This window comes from Pseudonocardia sp. DxW (assembly GCF_058448985.1).
Map to the genome: position 1 here is coordinate 1 of NZ_JBZFLK010000026.1, position 19531 is coordinate 19531.

Here is a 19531-nt window from a genome sequence, read left to right on the forward strand (position 1 = left end):
CTGCCGCGCTGCTCGACAGCCGATCCGCGACCCGAACAACATCAACTTCTCGCCGTCATGATCAGCTCGGCGGCTACTCACGGATTCGGGTCTGATGCTCGCCTCGACCCGGGAACACCAGCCCGTAGACCTCGGCATCCGTCTTGTCTTTGATGTCGTCCCAGCCGAGCCCGGCCGTGTCGGCGGCCTCGAGCACCGCGGTGACGGACTTCCGCGACATCCCCTGTGAAGCCGCGATCGCTCGTGCGGAGAGGCCCTCGGCGCGTAACTGCAGCACCAGCTTGGCTCTGATCTTCCGTACCATGAATGGTCTCCTTCCGCCGCGTGCCCTATACACGCGACGGAAGGAGCCTAAGCACGGTGGCCCCGAAGCACGCCATGAGTGGTCCCCACGCGCACTATCGGCCGATCAGCGCAGTGGCCCCCGAACACACGACCGATGGACCCCAAAGAAGCGAATATTCAGGGAAAAGGTTCTACCCGCTCGTGACCGAGCTCGCCGCTGACGGGATCCCCGTCGCGGTGTCCCTGCGGGTCTTGAAGCTCTCCCGCCAGCCCTACTACCGCTGGCGGAAACAGCAGGTCACCGAGGCCGAACTGGTCGAGGCCTACCGGGCCAACGCCCGCTGGCGTTGCGCTTTCACGTCCGCGGTCACGGCTTGATAGCCGCGCGTCTTCGTCGAGTTCGGTCGAAGCTCTCTGGAGACCACCGAAGGGCATCCACCCAGGTGAGACGCGATCTTCCGGACTCCCCACCCGGCCTTCGATCCCGTCGAGATCTCCATCCGCTCCGTGAACGTGAGTCGCCGCCGCACCATCCCAGGCCTCCTCGCCTCGAGCCCCCACCGACCGGGAGTGTTGCTACGACGCTATGACACCACCAACCGACAGTCATCTCTTGCCGATTTACATTCAGCCGACGACCTGAATGAAGCCAGCAGCCGAATGCACTCGACGGTCTACGTCGAAGTCGTGGTCTGGTCCAGGTCTCGGCGTCCCTTGCGGAGCCCGATTTCGTAGGCTGTAAAGGAAATGAGCGTCAGTGCGATTAACGGCAGCACGAACCACGCCATGGCTACGGTGAATCCCTCCAGTGCATCGTGCGCTGTGGCAGCCAGCACAAGGTATCCGGTGTAGGCGGCGTACAAAACCACGAACAAGCCGCCCTCCCAACGCGCCACCGCGAAGCCCGTGAACGCGATCGGCAGTAGTGCCACTGCGGCCGCCAGCATTACTGGGATATCGAAGGCCACTGCGGCGCCGGATACGGGAATGCCTTCAAGAGAGATGAGCGCGGTTAGTCCTAGCACTACCCCTATGTTCATGATATTGCTGCCGACCACGTTGCCCACCGCTAGGTCCCGTTCACCGCGACGCACGGCAATGATGGACGTCGCCAGCTCGGGCAGCGATGTCCCGACAGCCACAACGGTCAGTCCGACCACGAGGCTGCTTACGCCCAACGTGGTGGCTATGTTCACTGCTCCTTCCACGAGCAGCGTGGCACCGGCGACCAGCAACGCGACCCCCAGCAGCACAAAGAAGAGCGACCTGCTGACCGAGGCGCCTAGCGCAGCCCCTTCCTCGTCGGCTGGATCGACGGTTGCCGAATCTCCTGTCCCTTCCCGGGCATTCACCGCGGTCTTGGCGTCCCGCCGACTAATCACCACGGACATTATGGTGTGGACCACCACACCGAAAAATAGTATCAGCCCGTCCACCGCACTGATCCTCCCATCCAGGGACACAAGGAGCAGTAGAACTGACAAGACGACCATCAGGGGCAGGTCAAAGCGGACCAGCCTCCGCTTTACAGCGAGGGGAACGACCAGCGCGGACAGTCCCAGGATGAGCAGGACATTAACGATGTTGCTGCCAACCACATTGCCCACGGCAAGCCCCGGTTCATCACGCAGTACAGCACCGACGCTCACTGCGAACTCGGGTGCCGACGTCGCCGCTGACACTACGGTGAGACCGATCACCAATGACGAAATCCCGAAACGTCCGGCCAGTGCTGACGCCCCACGCACCAAAAATTCCCCACCCAAGACCAGCAGCACCAGTCCGGTCACGATCCGTCCAATATCAAGCACATCCATGAGTAGGAGTGTACGGACCACAGTTCAGGCCCTGCCACGAGCACCCGCTGACCTCGAGATTTCACTGGGGTGTGGTCTCGACGGGTGGGCGTCATAGAGAAAGGTGCTCCTGGCCTGGGATGATACGGGGTGTCGAGTCTCGTAATCCCTGGCCGGAAGGAGCACCTTTCAGGTGTCCCACCCTACCGTGTTGGGACTGATGCGCGGGTAGGCGTCACATGATCTGCGGCGCTGAGGAGCGTTGCAGGGAAGGATGTGCATCATGCCTGCTCCCTACCCCCAGGAGTTCCGTGACGACGTCGTCCGCGTCGCGAGGAACCGCGAACCTGGCCAGAAGCTCTCCCAGATCGCGCGTGACTTCGGAATATCCGAGTCGTGCCTGACGAACTGGATGCGTCAAGCCGACGTCGAGGACGGCAACAGGCCCGGCAAGACCCGGGAGGACTCGGTCGAGCTGCGCGATGCGCGCAAGCGGATCCGGCTGCTCGAGCAGGAGAACGAGGTCCTCCGCCGTGCCGCGGCCTACCTCTCCCAGGCGAACCTGCCGGGAAAAGGTTCTACCCGCTCGTGACCGAGCTCGCCGCTGACGGGATCCCCGTCGCGGTGTCCCTGCGGGTCTTGAAGCTCTCCCGCCAGCCCTACTACCGCTGGCGGAAACAGCAGGTCACCGAGGCCGAACTGGTCGAGGCCTACCGGGCCAACGCCCTGTTCGACGCGCACCGCGACGATGACACCTTCGGCTACCGACTGCTGGCCGACGAAGCCGCCGATGCTGGCGAGGTGATGTGTCGGCGGACCGCATGGCGGATCTGCCGGGACAACCAGTGGTTCTCCGCTTTCGGGAAGAAGCGAGGCAAGAACGGCAAGCGGCCCGGCCCGCCAGTGCACGATGATCTCGTCCAGCGAGACTTCACCGCTGACGATGTCAACGAACTCTGGCTGACCGATATCACGGAGCACCCGACTGGCGAGGGCAAGCTCTACCTCTGCGCGGTCAAGGACGTCTTCTCGGGTCGGATCGTGGGCTACTCCATGGACTCCAGAATGAAGTCCCGACTTGCAGTGAACGCCCTGGACAATGCCGTTATCCGCCGCGGCGACATCGCGGGTTGCATCGTGCATTCGGACCGCGGATCGCAGTTCCGCTCCAGGAAGTTCGTGCGTGCTCTGCACCGCCACCACCTGATCGGATCGATGGGGAAAGTCGGTGCTGCCGGAGACAACGCCGCGATGGAGTCCTTCTTCGCCCTGCTGCAGAAGAACGTCCTGGACCGCAAGCGGTGGCGCACTCGAGAGGAACTCCGGATCGCGATCATCACCTGGATCGAGCGGACCTATCACCGCCGCCGCCGGCAGGACAGCCTGGGCCGATTGACCCCCATCGAGTACGAGACCATCATGAACCCGACCGTCAGCCTGGCGGCCTAAACCCAGCTGTCACCTATCGGCGCACCAGTCCCGCCGGAAGCGGTTCATCGTGACTGACACGACGGGTCTGCTGCTCACGGTGATGGTGTGCACCGCCGGACGTCAGGACCGCGACGGCGCGAAGACGGTTCTGCTCGGCGCCTATCTGGCTACCGCGGTGCGGTTCGTGTTCGCCGACGCCGGGTTCGCCGGACGCCTGGTCGACTGGGCGCAGACCTTCTTGCGCACCACGATCGAGATCGTCCGCAAACCTACAGGTCAGCGCGGGTTCGTCGTCATTCCACGGCGCTGGGCGGTCGAGCGCAGCCTGGCCTGGCTGACCGCCCACCGCCGCCTGGCCCGCGACTACGAACGCCACCGCGCCACCTCCGAGGCCATGATCCGCTGGGCCGCGATCAACACCATGACCCGACGCCTCGCCCGCGGTGGGCCCGCCACCCGGCAGCAACGACGCATCTTCACGCCCTCGACTTGATCTTCTCAAACACGCTCTCAGCGCGCTCCGGCAACAGGGCATCACCGTGGTATCGCTGCACAACCACGGCATCAACGACGAACCGCGCCTGTTCTACACCCACTTCTGGGGCGAAGGTGACGCCGTCCAACTCGCCCGAGCCTTGCGCCCGGCACTGGACGCCACCGCGGTGAAACCCCCGAAGTAGGCACACCTGGCACTACCTCACCCACGCCGATGATCCGCCACCGCGCACGCCTGCCAGTCCCCGCTGGGACGAGCACGCAACAACAAGCCCAGCTCGCCCGGTACGCCCGCACCTGAAACCGCACGCCTCACCATGGGAAGGACCCCGAAGATGCGACCGCAGAACGCCCTGGATTGGGTGGCCTTCGTCCTGCTGCTGGTCGGTGCGTTCGCCTGGGCCGCGTTCATCACCGACGTCAACGTCCTCGACGCGGCCCTCGAACCGATCGCCGACCCGCTCGACGACATCGTCTTCGGCCTCATCGGCCTGGCCGGGCTGTACTGGCTGGCCCGCGTCCTCGGCCTCCCCCCGAAGCCCTCCCGGTAGCGGCGCGCCCGGACCGCTCTCGGCCAAGCCACCCCGGGGACCCACGAAGACCCTTGATGCAACCACGGTTGGATGCAACCATGGTTGCATGTCATCGACGGCGGCGGACCCACGCGGACCCGGGGAGTGGGTGTTGCTGTCCTACCGCATGCCGCGGGAGCCCTCCACCCCGCGGATCGCGGTGTGGCGCAAGCTCAAACGCCTCGGCGTGGCCCAACTCGCCGACGGCGTCGTCGCACTCCCGGCCGACGCGCGCACCCGCGAGCACCTGGAATGGCTGGCCGACGAGATCATCGAGGGCGGCGGCACCGCCGGGATCTGGATCGCCCGTCCCGCCAGCCTCGCCCAGGAGCGGGAGCTCGCCGCTTCCATGGCCGCGGCCCGGGCAGCCGAATATCGCGCCCTGGCCGAGGAAGCCACCAGCGCCGCCGGCCTGCAGGAGACCGCGCGCCGCTCGGCGGCACGGCGGCTGCGGGCCGAGATGCGGCGCATCACCCGCCGCGACTACTTCCCCCCGGCCGAACGTGAACAGGCCCGCCGCGCGGTCGAAGCGCTGCTGCAGCCCACCGGATCCGATCTTGCCCAGGAGAGCTGACCGATGCAATGGGCCACCCGCGCCAACATCCACATCGACCGGGCCGCCTGCGCCTGGCTGATCCGCCGCACCATCGACGCCGAGGCCGAGTTCGTCTTCGTCGCCGACCCCGCCGAAGTACCCGCCGAGGCGACCCCGTTCGATATGCCCGGCGTCGAACTCGGCCACTCCCAGGGAGACTGCAGCTTCGAGACGATCCTGCGCCGCTACGACCTCACCGACCCGGTGCTGTGGCGCATCGCCGAGATCATCCACGAAGCCGACCTCGACGACGAACGCTTCGACGCCCCCGAGGCCCCGGGCATCGACGTCGCGCTGCGGGCGCTGTCCATGGTCTGCGACGACGAGCAGGTCCTGGCCCACACCCGGCCGCTGTTCGACGGGCTCTACGAGTACTACCGCCGGGCCACCCTGCTCGGCCGCGAACCCGCCTGACCTGACCTCCCCGCGTCCACCGAGGAACCACGATCGATGACCCGCACCCCTGACCAGCCCGAGGCGACCCCACCGAACCCATCGCACGACACCACCGAGAGCACACCGCAGACCGCGGCCCCATCCCCGCCGCGGCCCGGCGACCTGGTGCCGTTCCGGCAGGCCCTGCGGACCTGGTTCGCCATCTCGCTCCAGACCTTCGGCGGGCCAGCCGGGCAGATCGCGGTCATGCAACGCACCCTGGTCGACGACAAACGTTGGATCGGGCAACGCCGCTTCCTGCACGCCCTGAACTACTGCATGCTGCTGCCCGGCCCCGAAGCCCAACAACTGGCCATCTACGTGGGCTGGCTACTCAACGGCGTCCGTGGCGGCCTCGCCGCCGGGACCCTGTTCGTCCTGCCCGGATTCGTCGCCCTGCTGGCCCTGTCGGCCATCTACGTCGGATTCGGCGACACCACCCTGGTCGCCGCGATCTTCGCCGGGATCGGACCCGCAGTCGTGGCCATCGTCGCCCAAGCCGTCCACCGCGTCGGCAGCCGCGCCCTCACTCACCCCGCGCTGATCGCCATCGCCATCGGTGCCTTCCTCGCCCTGGCGCTGTTCGCTATCCCGTTCCCCATCGTCATCGCCGTCGCCGCGCTCACCGGATGGCTGCTGACCAAGGCCAAACCGCACGCGCTGCGCCCCACCCGCAGCGCCGAGGACACCGACGGCCCCCAGCCGCTGATCGCCGACGACGCCCTGCACGCCGAGAAACCCACCCTCACCCGCGCCGGACGCATCACCCTGATCGGCGCCACCCTGTGGGGACTCCCCCTGCTCGCCGTCGCCCTGCTCACCGGCGTGGGCAGCGTGTTCACCACCCAGGGCCTGTTCTTCTCCGGCACCGCTGTCGTGACCTTCGGCGGCGCCTACGCCGTGCTCGCCTACGTCGCCCAACGCGCCGTGGAAACCTACGCCTGGCTATCGGCCGGCGACATGGTCCGTGGCCTCGGACTCGCCGAGAGCACCCCCGGCCCACTGATCATGGTGGTGCAGTTCGTCGCGTTCCTGGGCGCCTACCACCACCCTGGCGGCCTCAACCCCTGGGTCGCCGGAGTGCTCGGAGCCGTCATCACCACCTGGGTCACCTTCGTGCCCTGCTTCCTGTTCATCTTCCTCGGCGCACCCCACATCGAACGCCTCCGCAACAACCACACCCTCTCCGCCGCACTGACCGGCATCACCGCCGCCGTCGTCGGCGTCATCGCCAACCTCGCCCTCTATTTCGCCACCCACACCCTCTTCGCGAACACCACCCCACTCCAGCTCGGCATCCTCAACCCGACACTGCCCGACATCACCAGCATCAGACCCGTACCCATCGCCATCACCGTCATCGCGATACTCATGATCTTCCGACTGCGCTGGTCCGTACTCCGCACCCTCGGGCTCTGCGCACTCCTCGGCCTGACCGCAGCACTCACCGGGCTACCAGTGACCTAAAACAGCAATCGACGCCGTCCGGCCAGCCTGGGCTGAACCGCGGACAGTGTGGCGGTCAGGATCACCGCGATCGTCACATTCGGACCCGGGTTGGCGGAACCGGGACGGACAAGCCCGTGGCCGCGCCGGGCCGAGAACAGCGACTACCGCTCGAACCGCGACGCCGCGCAGCATCGTGGTCGAGCAGCGTCCGTAACAGGATCCGCTTACGGGACGAGAGCCGTTGGCTGCCGAAGCGGTCGGTGGCCGGTCGGGTCGAGCTGGGCGAGTTCCGCGTCGACGTCGACGGTGATGGTGCCGATCAGTCCGATGTGCTCGCTCTGGGCCGGGGAGATGTGGGTCAGCAGCGTGGCGTCGACGGGGCGGCCGTCGGCGCGCAGCTGGTCGGCGGCCAGGCCGAGGTATTCGGTGGTCCAGGTGCTGATCGCATTGGTCGCGATGGTCAGGCACCACGCCTGCGCGGTCTGTTCGTGCAGGTGGCGGCGGCGTACGGCGCCTTCGTTGGCGTAGAAGACCGCGCGGCGCAGGGCGTGGACGCTTTCGCCCTTGTTGAGCTGGCGGGAGATCTTGCGCCGGTAGTCCTCCCGGGACAGGTAGCGGGCGGCGTAGATGGTGCGGCGCAGCAGCCCGTACTCCTTGAGGGCGGCGGCCAGGGTGTGCTGCCGGGTGACGCGGGAGAGCTTGCCGACGATCAGGGACGCGGTGAGGTGGCCGTACTTCAGCGAGGCGGCCAGGCGCAGCATCTCGTCCCAGTGCTCGGTGATCAGCGCGGTGTTGATCCTGCGGGTAAGCAGCGGGCCCGCGGTCGGGAACGTCGCGGTGGTCTCGGCGCGGCTGGCCAGGCGCCCGAGGGTGATCTTGCCGAGGTCGCGGATGCGAGGCGAGAGCTGCAGCCCGGCCAGGTCGAACAGCGCGAAGTTGAGCAGGCTCGCGCCGTGGGTGTCCGTTGCGTGCTCGGTGATCGGCAGGTCGGTCTGGTTGCCGAGGATCTCGTCGAGGACGTACGGGGCCTCGCGGTCGGTGGCCACGATGACCTTGGTGCCGAACACGGCGTGCTGGTCGGAGAGGTGGGTGTAGGAGCTCAAGCCCTGGTCCGCGAAGTAGCGCGACAGTGCCCGAGCGGTCAGCGACTTGCCCTTGGTGGGGAAGCGCTGTCCGTCCGAGGACGACAGGGTGCCGCCGCCGAATACGTGGGTCATTGGCAGCTGCTGGTGGTGGGCGACCAGGGCCAGGTTCGCCGCGCGCAGCGTCTCCTCGCGCACGTACCACTCCTGGGTCCAGGCCAGGGTGTCGTAGGCGATGCCCGAGGTGTCGGACATCCGGGCCAGGCCCAGGTTCGTGGCCTGGCTGATGATCACAGCGAGGAGGTTGCGCTTGAGCTCTCGCGAGCGCGGGGTGGCCCCGCCGGCGTGGGTGAAGCAGTCCAGGAACCCGGCGTGGCGGTCCAGCTCGATCAGTACCGACACCAGCGGGGCGAACGGAAGCAGCGCCGTCAGCTCGTCGCGTAGCGCGTCGACCTCGGCGGGCAGGTCCTCCGCGGTCAGCGATCCGACCACTAGCTGCCCGTGCTCGTCGAGACGCACGTCGTCCTGACCGTCGGCGAGCATCCGGTCAAGGTCGCCGAGCGTGCTCGCCAGCTCCTGGCCGGCGCGGGTCAGTGCGGCGGCGGGGTCAGCGGGGACGCCGACCAGCGCGCAGAACTCGTTGCGCTGCGCGGGCCACGCCTGCGGGTCGATCAGGTAGGCGGTGGGGTCTGCGTAACGCCGTGACCCGGCAACGTGCACGTCCCCGCTGCGCAGCGCGTCCCGCAGGCACAGCAGCACGCTGAGCTCCCAGTAGTGCCGGTAGGCGGTCCGGTCACCGGCGGCGGCCGCGTCGTCCAGGTAGCCGCGCCAGCGGGTCGGCACAAACCCCGCCGGCGCCTCGGCCGGGACGGTGCGGGCCCCGGAGGCGTTGAGTCCGCGCAGGATCTCCACCGCATCGAGCAGTTCGGCCGCAGCAGGGCCGCCGGCGAACGAGAGCACCCGCAGCACCTCTGGCGTGAACTGGCGCAGGTAGCCGTAGGAGTCGTCGATCACCGCGAGGTGTCCGTGGTCGCGCGGCAACCGGGGCGTGGCCGGCTCGGCCAGCGCGGCGGCCAGGCGGCCCATCCCGAGCCGGTCGCGCAGCAGCCCACCGACCTGCTCGTCGGGCACCGCGGGGTCGGCGAGTACCGGCAGGATCTCCTCGGCCAGGGCGAGCTTGTCCTCCCCGCGCTTGGCGCGTTCGGCGAGCTGGTCGGCCAGCTTGTGCCGCGCACGGGACTCGCGCGCGGAGACCGCCTGATCGAACAGCGCCACCACCTCGTCGAGCACGTCGACCGCGGACTGGGCCAGCAAGGTCAGCACGATCGGATGGCGGCGATGCGGCTCGCGGCGCGACAGCGATGGGATCGAGCTCCGGCGACCAACCGCGGCCAGGTGCCGGCGCCGCTCCGCGGGCAGGCTCGACAGGTCCAGCGTGTGGGCATCGAGTCCGCGCAGGAACTCCAGCTTGCGCGCCTCGGTCTTGACCGCCGCCGCGGACGCCTCGGTCGGGCCGGTGCCCAGCCACCGCAGCCAGGTCATGCCGAGCTCCAGATCCACGACCAGCAGCCGGTCGAGCTCCGCGCAACGGGCCGTGGTCAGCAGGTGCGCGACCCGGTCGTAGGTCTCGCGCTCGGCGCGGCGCCGCGCGGTCGCGACCCGCTCGAGCAGCTTGACCGGGCCGGGGCGCACCACCCGCTCGGTGAGCAGATGCTCGCAAGCCAGCCGGAACAGCAAGCTCGGCGAGTCGTGCTCCATCGCCCGCGCCAGCAGGAACTCGTCGAGCTCTTTGCCTGAGAGCGGATCAAGGCTCGACCAGCCCCGGTAGGCCATCACCGCCCGCAGATGGTCGGTGCGGGTCTGCTCCCGGTGCCCGTATCCCACGAGCTCGTCCGGATCAAGGCCCAGCCGTTCAGCCAGCCGTGCCACCGCCACGCGCGGTACGGAGGTCACGTCGTCGGGAACGAAGCCCAGCCACGGCAGCGTGCACAGCTGCACGGCCACGCCCAGCACCGTCGTCGGGCGGCGCATCGAGCGCACAAACGCCTCATCCGCAGCCGTCAAGGTGAAGTACCGGATCAGCTCTTCCGAGCTGATCTCCCGGAACCCGCGCAGCCGGGCCAACTCATGAGCGGAGAACACATCGCGGGTCGACACCAGACCCCCAGCCAGTGATGGGCACCGTCACACGAACGGGGGTCACGCTAGGACCAGCACGCCGCCTGCCTACCGCCGGGCCTGGCGTTGGTTTCGCACCGGATGGACCAGCTACCCCAAGTCCGCACCGCCGCCGCCGGGTACCCACTCCCGTGCCTCCGGCCGAGCCCGCTCCGGTCGCCCCGGTCCGCTCGGTCGGTTCGCCCCCGGTCCGCCCGCCTCGGCCCGGCGCGCCTACGGCCACGGGGCCCTGGGACGCCTGCTCCTCCCGGCCGAGCTCCATACGGCCGATCCCGCTCAGCCTCCCTCCCGCCCGGCCGCCCCTGCTGCACCCGCCCGGCTCCTCTCCCCGCCCCCCCGGCCAACCGGTCCCGGGCTCCCTCCCTCGCCGGCTGCCTCGCCCGGTAGCCCGGCTGCGCTCGCCCGGCCACATCCGCTCGGGTTCGTCGCGTTCGCACGGGATCCGATCCTGTGCGAACCGGCCGAACCAGTGCGGGTACGCGGGGGGTGCGGGCGATTCCGCGTAGTCGCCAACGAAACGATGGTTCTGTTGGTCGATGGATCAGTTTCTCATAACCTAGAACTGGTTACTGAGTTTGTAAGCAGCGAACTGATACGGTGTTCGGCGTGGTCGACACCGCCGTACGCTGCGCATACAGCCGCTGCCGGGCCGAGCTGCCGCCTCCCGGGCCGCAGGGCGGCCGCCCCCGGTCGTTCTGCCGGGACACCCGCTGGGAGGGCGGGCGCACCTGCTCGCAGATGGCGCGGGCCGAGCGGGAGGCGCTGGGCGCGCTCGGCCTGGACACCGGGGCCGGGGCGTTCGCGCTGGACGCCGACCGGCTCCGCGAGCACGTCGCCGCGGTCGCCGGGCCGGTCGCCGAGCTCGCCGCGGCGCTGACCGCCGTGCAGGACCGGCTCGACGAGGTGCAGCGCGACGCGCTCGCCGCCACCGAGCGGGCCCGCACCGCGGCGGCCGAGGCCGACCGGGCCCGCCAGGAGGCCGAGACCGCGCGGGACGCGGCGCTGGGCCGCGCGCGGGAGGCGGAGAAGGTCGCCGCCACCGCCCGCCGGGAGCGCGCCGAGGCGGTGACCCGCGCGGAGGAGGCCGCGGCCACCGCGCTGCAGGCCACCGAGGGATGGGGCGCGGCCCGGCAGGAGGCGGCCGACGCGGTCGCCGCGCGGGACCGGGCGATCACCGACGCGGATGCGGCCCGGGCCGAGGCGGCCGCCGCCCAGCGGGACCGGGAGCAGGCGGCGCTCGACGCGGCCCGGGCCGGGCAGGAGCGGGACGCGGCCGCCGACCGTGCCGCCGCGGGGGAACGCGAGCGCGACGGGGCACGCGCCGAGACGGCCGCGCTGCGCGATGCGCTCGCCGCGGCCCGGGCGGAGGCCGGCGCGGTGCGCGAGGACCGGGACACCTGGCGCGACACCGCGGCGGCCGCGGCCGCCGAACGCGACGAGCTGCGTGCCGAGCGGGACCGGCTGCGCGCCGCGGGGGAGCGGTCGGCCGCCGAGCGGGACCGCCACGCGGAGGAGCTGGCGACGATCACGGCGGAGCGGGACCGGCTGGCCGAGGCCGCGCAGGCGGCTACGGCCGATCGCGACCGCCACGCGGCGGCGGCCGAGCAGGCGGGTCGCGAGCGGGACGCGCTCGCCGGCGCCGAACGGGCCGCGCGGGACCGGATCCGCGAGCTGGAGTCCGGCGCCGCGGAGCGCCGGCTGCACGCCGACGATCTGGCGGCGCTGGTCGCCGCGCTACGCGGCGGATGACCCCCGGGCCGGGGTCGCGCCGGCCGGACGGGTGTCGCGCGTCCCGGCCCGGCGGCGCAGCGCCAGCTCCCGCAGCCCGAGGAACAGCGGGAAGGTGAACGCGATCGCGATCGCGAAGCTCAGCGGCACCAGCACCCAGACCCAGCGGATCCAGCCGAGCCGGGCGCCCTCGGCCACCATGAACACACAGGCCGCGAGCGCGACGACGATCACGTCCACCGCCGCCGACGAGCTCGCCGCGTTCGCGAACCAGCCGCCGAGATAGCTGAGGCCGCCCGGATCGGCGAAGAACGCGATGTTGAACGCCCAGGTGCCGACGAGGCCGGCCGCGGACAGCGCGAACCAGACGACCGCGAGCGCGAGCCGGCCGGGAGCTGCGACGGACATGACTCCTCCGATGGATAGTGAGACTATCCAGAAACGCTACCATCGGCCCCGGGAGCCGTCGGTCCGAACCGGAACGACGGGTGCCTGCCCGTCGCGTGCCGGGCGAACCCCGCCAGCACCCCGTCCACCTCACTCCGGGCGGGCCCGGCACCGACCACCTCCGGCCCGCTTCCGGACCCGAACGGCGCGAGCGCACCCACCAGGTACGACGCGTCCCGGCCCGGCACCGAATCGGGCACCACGGCCGCCCGGCCGGCGGCCCCGCCGAGATGCCGGATGCCGGTGACCACCATCGGGCCGGTCCGGGCGGCCACCCGGTCGAGCCCGGCGCTCTCGACGTCGGAGAGCAGCAGGTCGTCGCCCAGGTAGGCGTGCGGGGACTCCGGCTCGGCATGGACCCGGCCGATCCCGGACGGCTGCAGCGGGCCGATCGTGTCCTCGTCGGCAGCGACGGCGGCCCGCAGCGGGGCGAGCAGCGCATCGGCCCGGGCGCCGTCCCCGCACACGACGACGGCGACGCGCAGCACCCGCCGCCCGCGCAGATCCGCCGGCAGGAACGGCAGGTCCGGGTACGGGACCAGGGACAATCCGGAGGTGATGTCGGACGGCAGGTCGCGCGTCCAGTCCAGCCAGGCGTGCAGCGCCCCCGGGTCGGTGGCCGGCTCGTCGGCCGGGCCCAGCACCCGCACCAGCCCGCCCCCGGTCAGCGGACCGGCCGGGAGCAGTCCGAGCGTCACCTCGGTGACGATCTCGCCGTCGGCCGGGCCGGTGCCACGCAGCCGGGCGAACCGCTCCGGATCGCCGGTGTCGACGGTGCGCACCGCGCCGGCGGCGTCGACCAGCTCGATCGAACGGACATGATCGGCGGTCCAGCCGTCGGTGCGCGCGGTCAGCCCGAGGCCCCCGCCGAACAGGTACCCGACGACGCCCACCGACGGGGCGCTGCCGGCGGCCGGTCGCAGGCCGTGCCGGGCCGCCGCGGCGAGGACCTCGGCCCAGCGGGCCCCGGCGCCGATCCGGGCCAGCCGCTGCGCGGGATCGATCCGTACCGCCGCCATCCGCCGGGTCGCGACCAGCACCCCGCCGTCGGCGGGGTGCGCGCAGGCCGTGCCCGGTGGCGTGCACCGTCAGCGGGAGGTTCCGGCGGTGCGCGACGGGGTGCAGGGCCGCGACGTCGCTGCTGTCGAGCGGCTCGACCACGACGGCGGGCCGGTGGACGAGGCCGGTCTGGAACGAGGGGATCGCATCGCCGGCCGGTCGGACCGGCCCGGCGATCGCCGCGGCGAACTCGTCGACGAGGGTCTGTGTCGTTCTCATGGGACCACCGTCGAGCAGCCGAAAGTATAAGTCCAAGAGCTGGATCGGCTACGAGCTAGGATTTCTGGTTATGGAACTTCGCCATCTCCGGTACCTCGTCACGGTCGTCGACGAGGGGACCGTCACGGCGGCGGCCGAGGTGCTGCACGTCGCCCAGCCCGGGATCAGCGCGCAGCTGCGGCAGCTCGAACGCGAGCTGGGGGAGACGTTGCTCGAACGCGGCCCGCGCGCGGTGGTGCCGACCGAGGCCGGGCTCGCGGTGCTCCCGCACGCCCGGGCCGCGCTGGCCGCCGCCGACGGCGCCCGGGACGCGATCGCGGCACTGCGCGGGCTGGTGCGCGGACGGGTGGCCGTCGGGATGGCGTCGTCGCTGCCGGACACCGTGCTCGCCGATCCGGTCGGCGCGTTCGCGACCGCGCACCCCGGGGTCGACGTGACGCTGCGCGAGGGAACCGCTGACGACCTGCTGGGCGAGCTGCGGTCCGGCCGCCTCGACGTCGCCGTGCTGGGGCTCCCGGGTGATCCGCCGAGCGGGATCGAGAGCCGGGTGCTGATGGAGGAGCGGCTGGTCGCGGCAGTCGCCGCGGACGACACCGCGGCCGGGCTCGACGTGTTCCCGCTCGCCGGGCTGGCCGGGCGCCGGCTGATCTGCCTACCACCGGGACACGGTCTGCGGGCCGCACTCGACACGGCGCTGACCGCACACGGGACCGCCACCCGGGTGGCGTTCGAGGCCGGGTCGATGAACCTGCTGCTGCGGCTGGCGGCGTCGGGTGCCGGGGTCGCGATCGTCCCCGAACCGGCGCTGCGCGCACCCGCGGTGCTCGCGCTGGACCGCCCGCCGGTGGCGGTGCCGCTGGAACCCGAGGTGCGCACGCGACTGCACCTGGCCTGGCGCGCCGGGGGACCGGCCGGCCCCGCGGCCCGTGCCCTGCTGGAGAACCTGGGCACCGGGTGAGTGCCGCGTTCGTCCGGCACCGGTCCGGCCGCGCACGCCGGGTGGGCGATCCGCCCGCTCAGGTCCGCGGGACCGAGACGAGCACCCGCACCGCCTCGCCGACCGCGGCCCGGCGGGCCACCCGCACCGCGGTGGCGATCGGCCGCAGCGCGTCCGAGCGGGCCACCGCCGCGGACGCCGACAGCGCGCCGCCCGGATCGTCGCCGGCGGCCGCGGACAGGATCGCGTCGACCTCGTCGGCCTGCTGCAGCACCCGCAGCGCCTGCGGCGGCATGCCGTGCGGCCACAGCGCCCGCGGGCGCCGGCGCAGCGACGCCGCGATCTCCTCGCGCACCCCCGGGCGGTGCCGGGCCACGCCGAGATCGGAGATCGCCGCGGCGGCGTTGCGGACCTGCCCGCGCAGCTCGCGCTCGGCCTCGTTCAGGGCGACGTACTCGGGCACCGGGCCGCTGTCGGGCACCGCGTAGCCGGTCCAGCGGACCACGCCGTCGGCGATCGGCGAGGGGACCACGCCGAAGCCGGCGTCGGTGAACAGCACGCCCTCACCGGTGGTCGTCGCCTCCCGGGAGAACCCGCCCGGACCGGGCAGCCCGCGGACGTCCCCGGGCGCGGCGAGCACCAGCCGGGCGTGCCCGCGCGGCCCGCCGCGGCGGACGGCGGCCAGCAGTAGCGCGAGCGAGGTGGGCCGCTCACCCGGCCCGGGCAGGCCGGTGAGCGCGGACGACGCGGAGTCGGCGGCCAGCACGTCGTGCGCGTCGGACCACGGGGCGAGCGCGTCGAGGACGTCATCGGGGGCCGCGGCCCCGGCCAGCCAGGCCGAGGCCCACACGGCCAGGGTCGCGGAGGCACAGGACACGGCGGTCAGGCTAACCGTCGATCACCGTCCGCACACCCCGGCACGTGGGTGACGCTGCGTGTCCCGCCGCCTGCACGGTGTCACCACGGCCGGGTGGGCGTGTCGCGCCCGGTCACCGCGGGCGGCCGTCCGATACTCGACCCATGAGCCGGACCCACGACTACCGCGGCATGTTCGACGCCGCCGGCACCCGGACCGTCCGACGCAGGCAGGTCCCCGAGGTGCCGGCCGAGCCGGGGCTCGTCGTGGAGGACCCGGCGAGCGGGTTCTGCGGTGCGGTGGTCTCGATCACCGGCTCCGAGGTGACCCTGGAGGACCGGTTCGGCGGGCGCCGGGTGTTCCCGCTCCGCCCGGCCGCGTTCCTGCACGAGGGCGCACCGGCCACCCTGGTCCGGCCCGCCGCCCGGCCGGCCGGGCGCACGCTGTCCGCGTCCGGCTCGGTGCACGTCGCGAACCTGACGGCGCGCACCGCCCGGGCCGCCCGGATCTGGGTCGAGGGCCTGCACGACGCCGAGCTGGTGGAACGCGTGTGGGGGCACGACCTGCGGGTGGAGGGCATCGTCGTCGAACCGCTGCACGGCGTCGACGATCTGGCCGCCGCCGTCCGCGAGTTCGATCCGGCGCCGCACCGGCGCCTCGGCATCCTGGTCGATCACCTCGTCGACGGCTCCAAGGAGACCCGGCAGGCCCGCGACGCCTACCGGGCGACCCCGCGGGCGCAGCACGACGTGCTGGTCACCGGCCATCCCTACGTCGACGTGTGGCAGGCCGTGAAGCCCTCGGTGGTCGGCATCCGGGAGTGGCCGACGATCCCGCGCGGTACCGACTGGAAGACCGGGATCTGCGCCCGCCTCGGCTGGGGCGAACCCGCCGACGGTGCCCGCCGGGTGCTCGGCGCCGTCCGCAGCTACCGGGACCTCGAGACGCCGATGATCGGCGCCGTCGAGCGGCTGATCGACTTCGTCACCACCGCCGGGGCGGGGGAATCGGACGACCTGGGCTGAAACGCCTCCGAAACCCTGCGGTGCAATAACGATCAGGCCACCGCACGGGGTGATCGCCGCGAATCGACGTCGCGCTATGTCCGGGTCTGGCACCCTGGGGGCATGACGGCACTGATCTGGCTGCTCATCGGGGCGGTACTGGTCGGGGCCGAGTTCGTGTCCGGCGAGCTGTTCCTGGTGATGCTCGGCGGAGGCGCGCTCGCCGCGGCCGGAGGCGCCGCGCTCGGACTGGGCGCGGTCGCGAGCGCAGGCGTGTTCGCGATCGTGTCCGTGCTGTTGCTACTGGCCGTGCGACCGGTCGCGAAACGGAAACTGCAGGAACGGATGGGTGCGCTGGACCGCCACCAGGACCGGTTCATCGGGTCGGCGGCCCAGGTCGTCGAACGGGTGGACGGTCAGCGCGGTCAGGTGCGGATCGGCAAGGAGATCTGGTCGGCCCGCTCGTTCGACGGCGAGGAGGTCCTCGAGGAGGGCGCCAGCGTCACCATCCTGCAGGTCACCGGCGCGGCCGTGCTCGTCACCGGTCGGGATGAACTGCCGGAGTCCTGAACCGCCGTACGGCGGAAGGGCACCGGCGACGAGCCCCGGGTACTCCGGGGTGGACGTGAGCGCCGGTCATCCGGCGCGCATCGAGGGGAGACCGGATGGATGCCGGTTTGATCATCGCAGCGATCCTGCTGGTGCTGGTCGTGACCGTCGTCGTGAAGTCGATCGTCATCGTCCCGCAGGAGTGGGCGTTCATCATCGAGCGACTCGGGCGTTACCACAGCACCCGTGAGGGTGGCCCGGCGATCCTCGTGCCGTTCGTCGACCGGACCCGGGAGCGGGTTGACCTGCGCGAGCAGGTCGTGTCCTTCCCGCCGCAGCCGGTCATCACGCAGGACAACCTGACGGTCAACATCGACACGGTCGTCTACTTCAAGGTCAACGACGCCAAGTCCGCGGTGTACGAGATCGCGAACTACATCGCGGGCGTCGAGCAGATCACCACCACGACCCTGCGCAACGTCGTCGGTGGGATGACCCTGGAACAGACGCTGACCTCCCGGGACCGCATCAACACGGTGCTGCGCGGGGAGCTGGACGAGGCCACCGAGCGCTGGGGCATCCGGGTCGCCCGGGTGGAGATCAAGGCGATCGACCCGCCGCCGTCGATCCAGGAGTCGATGGAACGGCAGATGAAGGCGGACCGGGAGAAGCGGGCCATGATCCTCAACGCGGAGGGCCAGCGCGAGTCGGCCATCCGCAGCGCCGAAGGACAGAAGCAGTCGCAGATCCTCACCGCGGAGGGCGCCAAGCAGGCGGCCATCCTCGGCGCCGAGGCCGAGCGGCAGTCCGAGATCCTGCGCGCTCAGGGCCGCCGGGCCGCGCTGTACCTCGAGGCGCAGGGCGAGTCGAAGGCGATCGAGAAGAAGTTCGCCGCGATCAAGGCCGGGCGCCCGACGCCCGAGCTGCTCGCCTACGAGTACCTGCAGACGCTGCCGGAGATGGCCAAGGGCGACGCCAGCAAGCTGTGGGTGGTTCCGTCGGACTTCGGGAAGGCCCTGGAGGGCTTCACCCGGATGCTCGGTGCCCCCGGGGAGGACGGCGTCTACCGGTTCACCCCCAGCCCCGACGACGGGACGGTCTCCCGGCCGGCCGACGACGACGAGGCGGTGGAGGACTGGTTCGACACCTCGACCGACCCGGAGATCGCTCGTCAGGTCGCGGAGGCCACCGCCGCCGCACAGAAGGAGGTGCCCCCGGTGGGGGACCGCACCCCGGCGGGCGGCAATGGCGGCGGCGCGGCTCCCGCGCAGCTGGAGGGCTCGCGTGAGGTGCCGGGCCTGGACACCACCGCGCTGCCGAACGGCTCGCAGGAGCAGCGCGGCTGAGCAGTCCGTCCCGGGTTCGGGGGACGAGGGGCGAACCGCCCCGGCCCGCCTCAGCGGGCGTCGGCCTCCTGCTGCTCGGCCAGCACCCGGTCGTCCTTGCGGGCGGCGATCCGGGAGACCCTGAACAGGGCCTTGCGGCGGGCCCGGCCCAGCGGCAGCGCCAGCCGGCCGATCCGCACGTCCAGCGGCCGCACGTCGAACGCGCCGGAGCCGCCCAGCTCGTCGAGCAGCAGCTGCTGCTCGTCGGAGATCTGCTGCTCGAACTCGGCCGAGACCGAGCCGCGGGAGATCCGGAACGCGGCCAGGGTCTCCGGCAGGCCGAGGAAGTCGCCGTACTGCAGCAGCCGCATCCAGAGATCGAGGTCCATGATGAACCGGCGGTCGCCGCGCCAGCCGCCGGCCGTCACGAACTGCTCGCGGCGGAACAGCACGTTGCCCGGCTCGCCGATCGGGTTCGCCCCGTTGCGGATCACCCGGCGGGCGACCTCGCTGCCCGAGTGCAGGCCGACCAGCCCGCCGCCGAGACCGCGCCGCGGCACCAGCACCCGGCTCTGCTCGTCGATCATGTGCCGGCGCGCGGCGACCACGGCCAGCGAGGGGTCGTCGCGCATCGGCGGCACCTGGAGCTCCAGGCAGCGCGGGTGCAGCAGGTCGTCGGCGCACACCAGCTTCACCAGCGGCGCCCGGCACAGGTGCACGGCGCGGTTCCAGTTGTCGCCCTGCGGCAGCGTCTCCCGGTTGTGCTCGACCCGGATCCGCCGGTCCCGGAACGACGTGGCGATCTGCCAGGTCGCGTCGGTGCTGTTGTTGTCGAGGACGACCAGCTCGAAGTCCCCCAGCGTCTGCTCCAGGATGCTGCGGATGGTCTCCGCCAGGAACGCCTCGCCGTTGTAGACCGGGATGCAGACGGACACGCTGGGCAGGAAGCCGCCGGGCCTCATCGGGTACCTCGTGGGGTCGGGAGTGTCGTGCGGGCGGCACGTGACGCTACCCCTCCCGCTCCCGGGGCTCCCCGGCGGCGGCCGGACACCCGCCCGCGGTCCGGGCGGCCGGGACCGGTGGACGAAG

22 protein-coding genes are annotated in these 19531 nt (G+C 71.5%); 14 read left to right on the forward strand and 8 right to left on the reverse strand.

Translation table 11 applies throughout. The annotated features are described in order from the left end of the window. Nucleotides 1–73: 73 nt before the first annotated feature. Entirely contained in the window at nucleotides 74–304 is a 231-nt protein-coding gene (locus tag ACVJO7_RS29040) for a hypothetical protein (RefSeq protein ID WP_491675565.1), read from the reverse strand. 182 nt (nucleotides 305–486) lie between these two features. Here ACVJO7_RS29040 and ACVJO7_RS29045 point away from each other — a divergent pair, with 182 nt between their 5' ends. Next, entirely contained in the window at nucleotides 487–663 is a 177-nt protein-coding gene (locus ACVJO7_RS29045) for a hypothetical protein (RefSeq protein WP_210037164.1), read from the forward strand. Here the strand turns inward: ACVJO7_RS29045 and ACVJO7_RS29050 are convergent. Together ACVJO7_RS29050 and ACVJO7_RS29055 are read right to left on the reverse strand one after the other, a co-directional pair. Next, nucleotides 609–818, reverse strand: a complete 210-nt coding sequence (locus tag ACVJO7_RS29050) for a helix-turn-helix domain-containing protein (RefSeq protein ID WP_281072849.1) — start codon at nucleotides 816–818, stop codon at nucleotides 609–611. The two genes, ACVJO7_RS29045 and ACVJO7_RS29050, sit on opposite strands and share 55 nt — an antisense overlap. A 141-nt stretch (nucleotides 819–959) precedes the next feature. Next, complete coding sequence (locus ACVJO7_RS29055; RefSeq protein WP_210036869.1) at nucleotides 960–2102, reverse strand: calcium/sodium antiporter; 1143 nt, start codon at nucleotides 2100–2102, stop codon at nucleotides 960–962. 262 nt (nucleotides 2103–2364) lie between these two features. On the opposite strand from ACVJO7_RS29055, the gene ACVJO7_RS29060 reads away from it, so the two are divergent. The 7 genes from ACVJO7_RS29060 (at nucleotide 2365) to chrA (ending at nucleotide 7076) form a co-directional block, all read left to right on the forward strand. After that, nucleotides 2365–3530, forward strand: a protein-coding gene (locus ACVJO7_RS29060) for an IS3 family transposase (protein WP_491675566.1) whose coding sequence is annotated in 2 segments (ribosomal slippage) — nucleotides 2365–2649 and nucleotides 2652–3530 — 1164 coding nt in all. Because the reading frame shifts where the segments join, the coding sequence is not laid out codon by codon here. A 46-nt stretch (nucleotides 3531–3576) separates the two neighbouring features. Continuing rightward, complete coding sequence (locus ACVJO7_RS29065; protein WP_491675611.1) at nucleotides 3577–4005, forward strand: transposase; 429 nt, start codon at nucleotides 3577–3579, stop codon at nucleotides 4003–4005. Next, nucleotides 3956–4192 carry a DUF1259 domain-containing protein gene (locus tag ACVJO7_RS29070; RefSeq protein ID WP_491675567.1) on the forward strand — a complete coding sequence of 79 codons (237 nt, stop codon included), beginning with the start codon at nucleotides 3956–3958 and terminating at the stop codon, nucleotides 4190–4192. The genes ACVJO7_RS29065 and ACVJO7_RS29070 overlap by 50 nt, the downstream gene beginning before the upstream one ends. A gap of 150 nt (nucleotides 4193–4342) precedes the next feature. Beyond that, a complete protein-coding gene (locus ACVJO7_RS29075; RefSeq protein ID WP_491675568.1) occupies nucleotides 4343–4558 on the forward strand; it encodes a DUF378 domain-containing protein in 216 nt (71 codons plus the stop codon). A 130-nt stretch (nucleotides 4559–4688) separates the two neighbouring features. Further along, nucleotides 4689–5153, forward strand: coding sequence for a Chromate resistance protein ChrB (locus ACVJO7_RS29080; RefSeq protein WP_491675569.1), 465 nt, complete (start codon nucleotides 4689–4691; stop codon nucleotides 5151–5153). A gap of 3 nt (nucleotides 5154–5156) precedes the next feature. Beyond that, a complete protein-coding gene (locus ACVJO7_RS29085) occupies nucleotides 5157–5588 on the forward strand; it encodes a chromate resistance protein ChrB domain-containing protein (protein WP_491675570.1) in 432 nt (143 codons plus the stop codon). Nucleotides 5589–5624: 36 nt separating this feature from the next. Beyond that, nucleotides 5625–7076 carry a chromate efflux transporter gene (gene chrA / locus ACVJO7_RS29090; protein ID WP_491675571.1) on the forward strand — a complete coding sequence of 484 codons (1452 nt, stop codon included), beginning with the start codon at nucleotides 5625–5627 and terminating at the stop codon, nucleotides 7074–7076. 206 nt (nucleotides 7077–7282) lie between these two features. Here the strand turns inward: chrA and ACVJO7_RS29095 are convergent, their stop codons facing one another. Further along, entirely contained in the window at nucleotides 7283–10297 is a 3015-nt protein-coding gene (locus tag ACVJO7_RS29095; RefSeq protein WP_491675572.1) for a Tn3 family transposase, read from the reverse strand. 627 nt (nucleotides 10298–10924) lie between these two features. Here ACVJO7_RS29095 and ACVJO7_RS29100 point away from each other — a divergent pair. Next, nucleotides 10925–12067, forward strand: coding sequence for a response regulator receiver protein (locus ACVJO7_RS29100; RefSeq protein ID WP_491675573.1), 1143 nt, complete (start codon nucleotides 10925–10927; stop codon nucleotides 12065–12067). Here ACVJO7_RS29100 and ACVJO7_RS29105 read toward each other — a convergent pair. Both ACVJO7_RS29105 and ACVJO7_RS29110 read right to left on the reverse strand, forming a co-directional pair. Beyond that, nucleotides 12053–12454 carry a DUF2834 domain-containing protein gene (locus ACVJO7_RS29105; protein ID WP_491675574.1) on the reverse strand — a complete coding sequence of 134 codons (402 nt, stop codon included), beginning with the start codon at nucleotides 12452–12454 and terminating at the stop codon, nucleotides 12053–12055. The two genes, ACVJO7_RS29100 and ACVJO7_RS29105, sit on opposite strands and share 15 nt — an antisense overlap. Nucleotides 12455–12477: 23 nt before the next feature. Further along, nucleotides 12478–13533: an FAD-binding protein gene (locus ACVJO7_RS29110; protein WP_491675575.1), complete on the reverse strand. Its 1056-nt coding sequence runs from the start codon at nucleotides 13531–13533 to the stop codon at nucleotides 12478–12480. Nucleotides 13534–13600: 67 nt separating this feature from the next. Between ACVJO7_RS29110 and ACVJO7_RS29115 the strand changes: the two genes are divergently transcribed. Both ACVJO7_RS29115 and ACVJO7_RS29120 read left to right on the forward strand, forming a co-directional pair. Further along, a complete protein-coding gene (locus ACVJO7_RS29115) occupies nucleotides 13601–13801 on the forward strand; it encodes a hypothetical protein (RefSeq protein ID WP_491675576.1) in 201 nt (66 codons plus the stop codon). A gap of 40 nt (nucleotides 13802–13841) precedes the next feature. Continuing rightward, the gene (locus ACVJO7_RS29120; RefSeq protein WP_344017423.1) at nucleotides 13842–14729 is read left to right on the forward strand and encodes a LysR family transcriptional regulator; all 888 of its coding nucleotides are present in this window, start codon (nucleotides 13842–13844) and stop codon (nucleotides 14727–14729) included. 58 nt (nucleotides 14730–14787) lie between these two features. On the opposite strand, the gene ACVJO7_RS29125 is transcribed toward ACVJO7_RS29120, so the two are convergent. Continuing rightward, complete coding sequence (locus ACVJO7_RS29125; protein ID WP_491675577.1) at nucleotides 14788–15585, reverse strand: Rv1486c family protein; 798 nt, start codon at nucleotides 15583–15585, stop codon at nucleotides 14788–14790. Nucleotides 15586–15728: 143 nt separating this feature from the next. Here ACVJO7_RS29125 and ACVJO7_RS29130 point away from each other — a divergent pair, with 143 nt between their 5' ends. The 3 genes from ACVJO7_RS29130 to ACVJO7_RS29140 all read left to right on the forward strand — a co-directional run bounded on the left by ACVJO7_RS29130 (nucleotide 15729) and on the right by ACVJO7_RS29140 (nucleotide 18463). Next, nucleotides 15729–16589 (forward strand): DUF3097 domain-containing protein, encoded by an 861-nt coding sequence (locus ACVJO7_RS29130; protein ID WP_491675578.1) that lies wholly within the window; start codon nucleotides 15729–15731, stop codon nucleotides 16587–16589. 102 nt (nucleotides 16590–16691) lie between these two features. Next, nucleotides 16692–17138, forward strand: coding sequence for an NfeD family protein (locus tag ACVJO7_RS29135; protein WP_491675579.1), 447 nt, complete (start codon nucleotides 16692–16694; stop codon nucleotides 17136–17138). A 95-nt stretch (nucleotides 17139–17233) separates the two neighbouring features. Beyond that, complete coding sequence (locus ACVJO7_RS29140) at nucleotides 17234–18463, forward strand: SPFH domain-containing protein (RefSeq protein WP_491675580.1); 1230 nt, start codon at nucleotides 17234–17236, stop codon at nucleotides 18461–18463. Between the two features lie 50 nt (nucleotides 18464–18513). Here ACVJO7_RS29140 and ACVJO7_RS29145 read toward each other — a convergent pair whose 3' ends face one another. Further along, nucleotides 18514–19404, reverse strand: coding sequence for a glycosyltransferase family 2 protein (locus ACVJO7_RS29145; protein WP_491675581.1), 891 nt, complete (start codon nucleotides 19402–19404; stop codon nucleotides 18514–18516). Nucleotides 19405–19531: the final 127 nt, after the last annotated feature.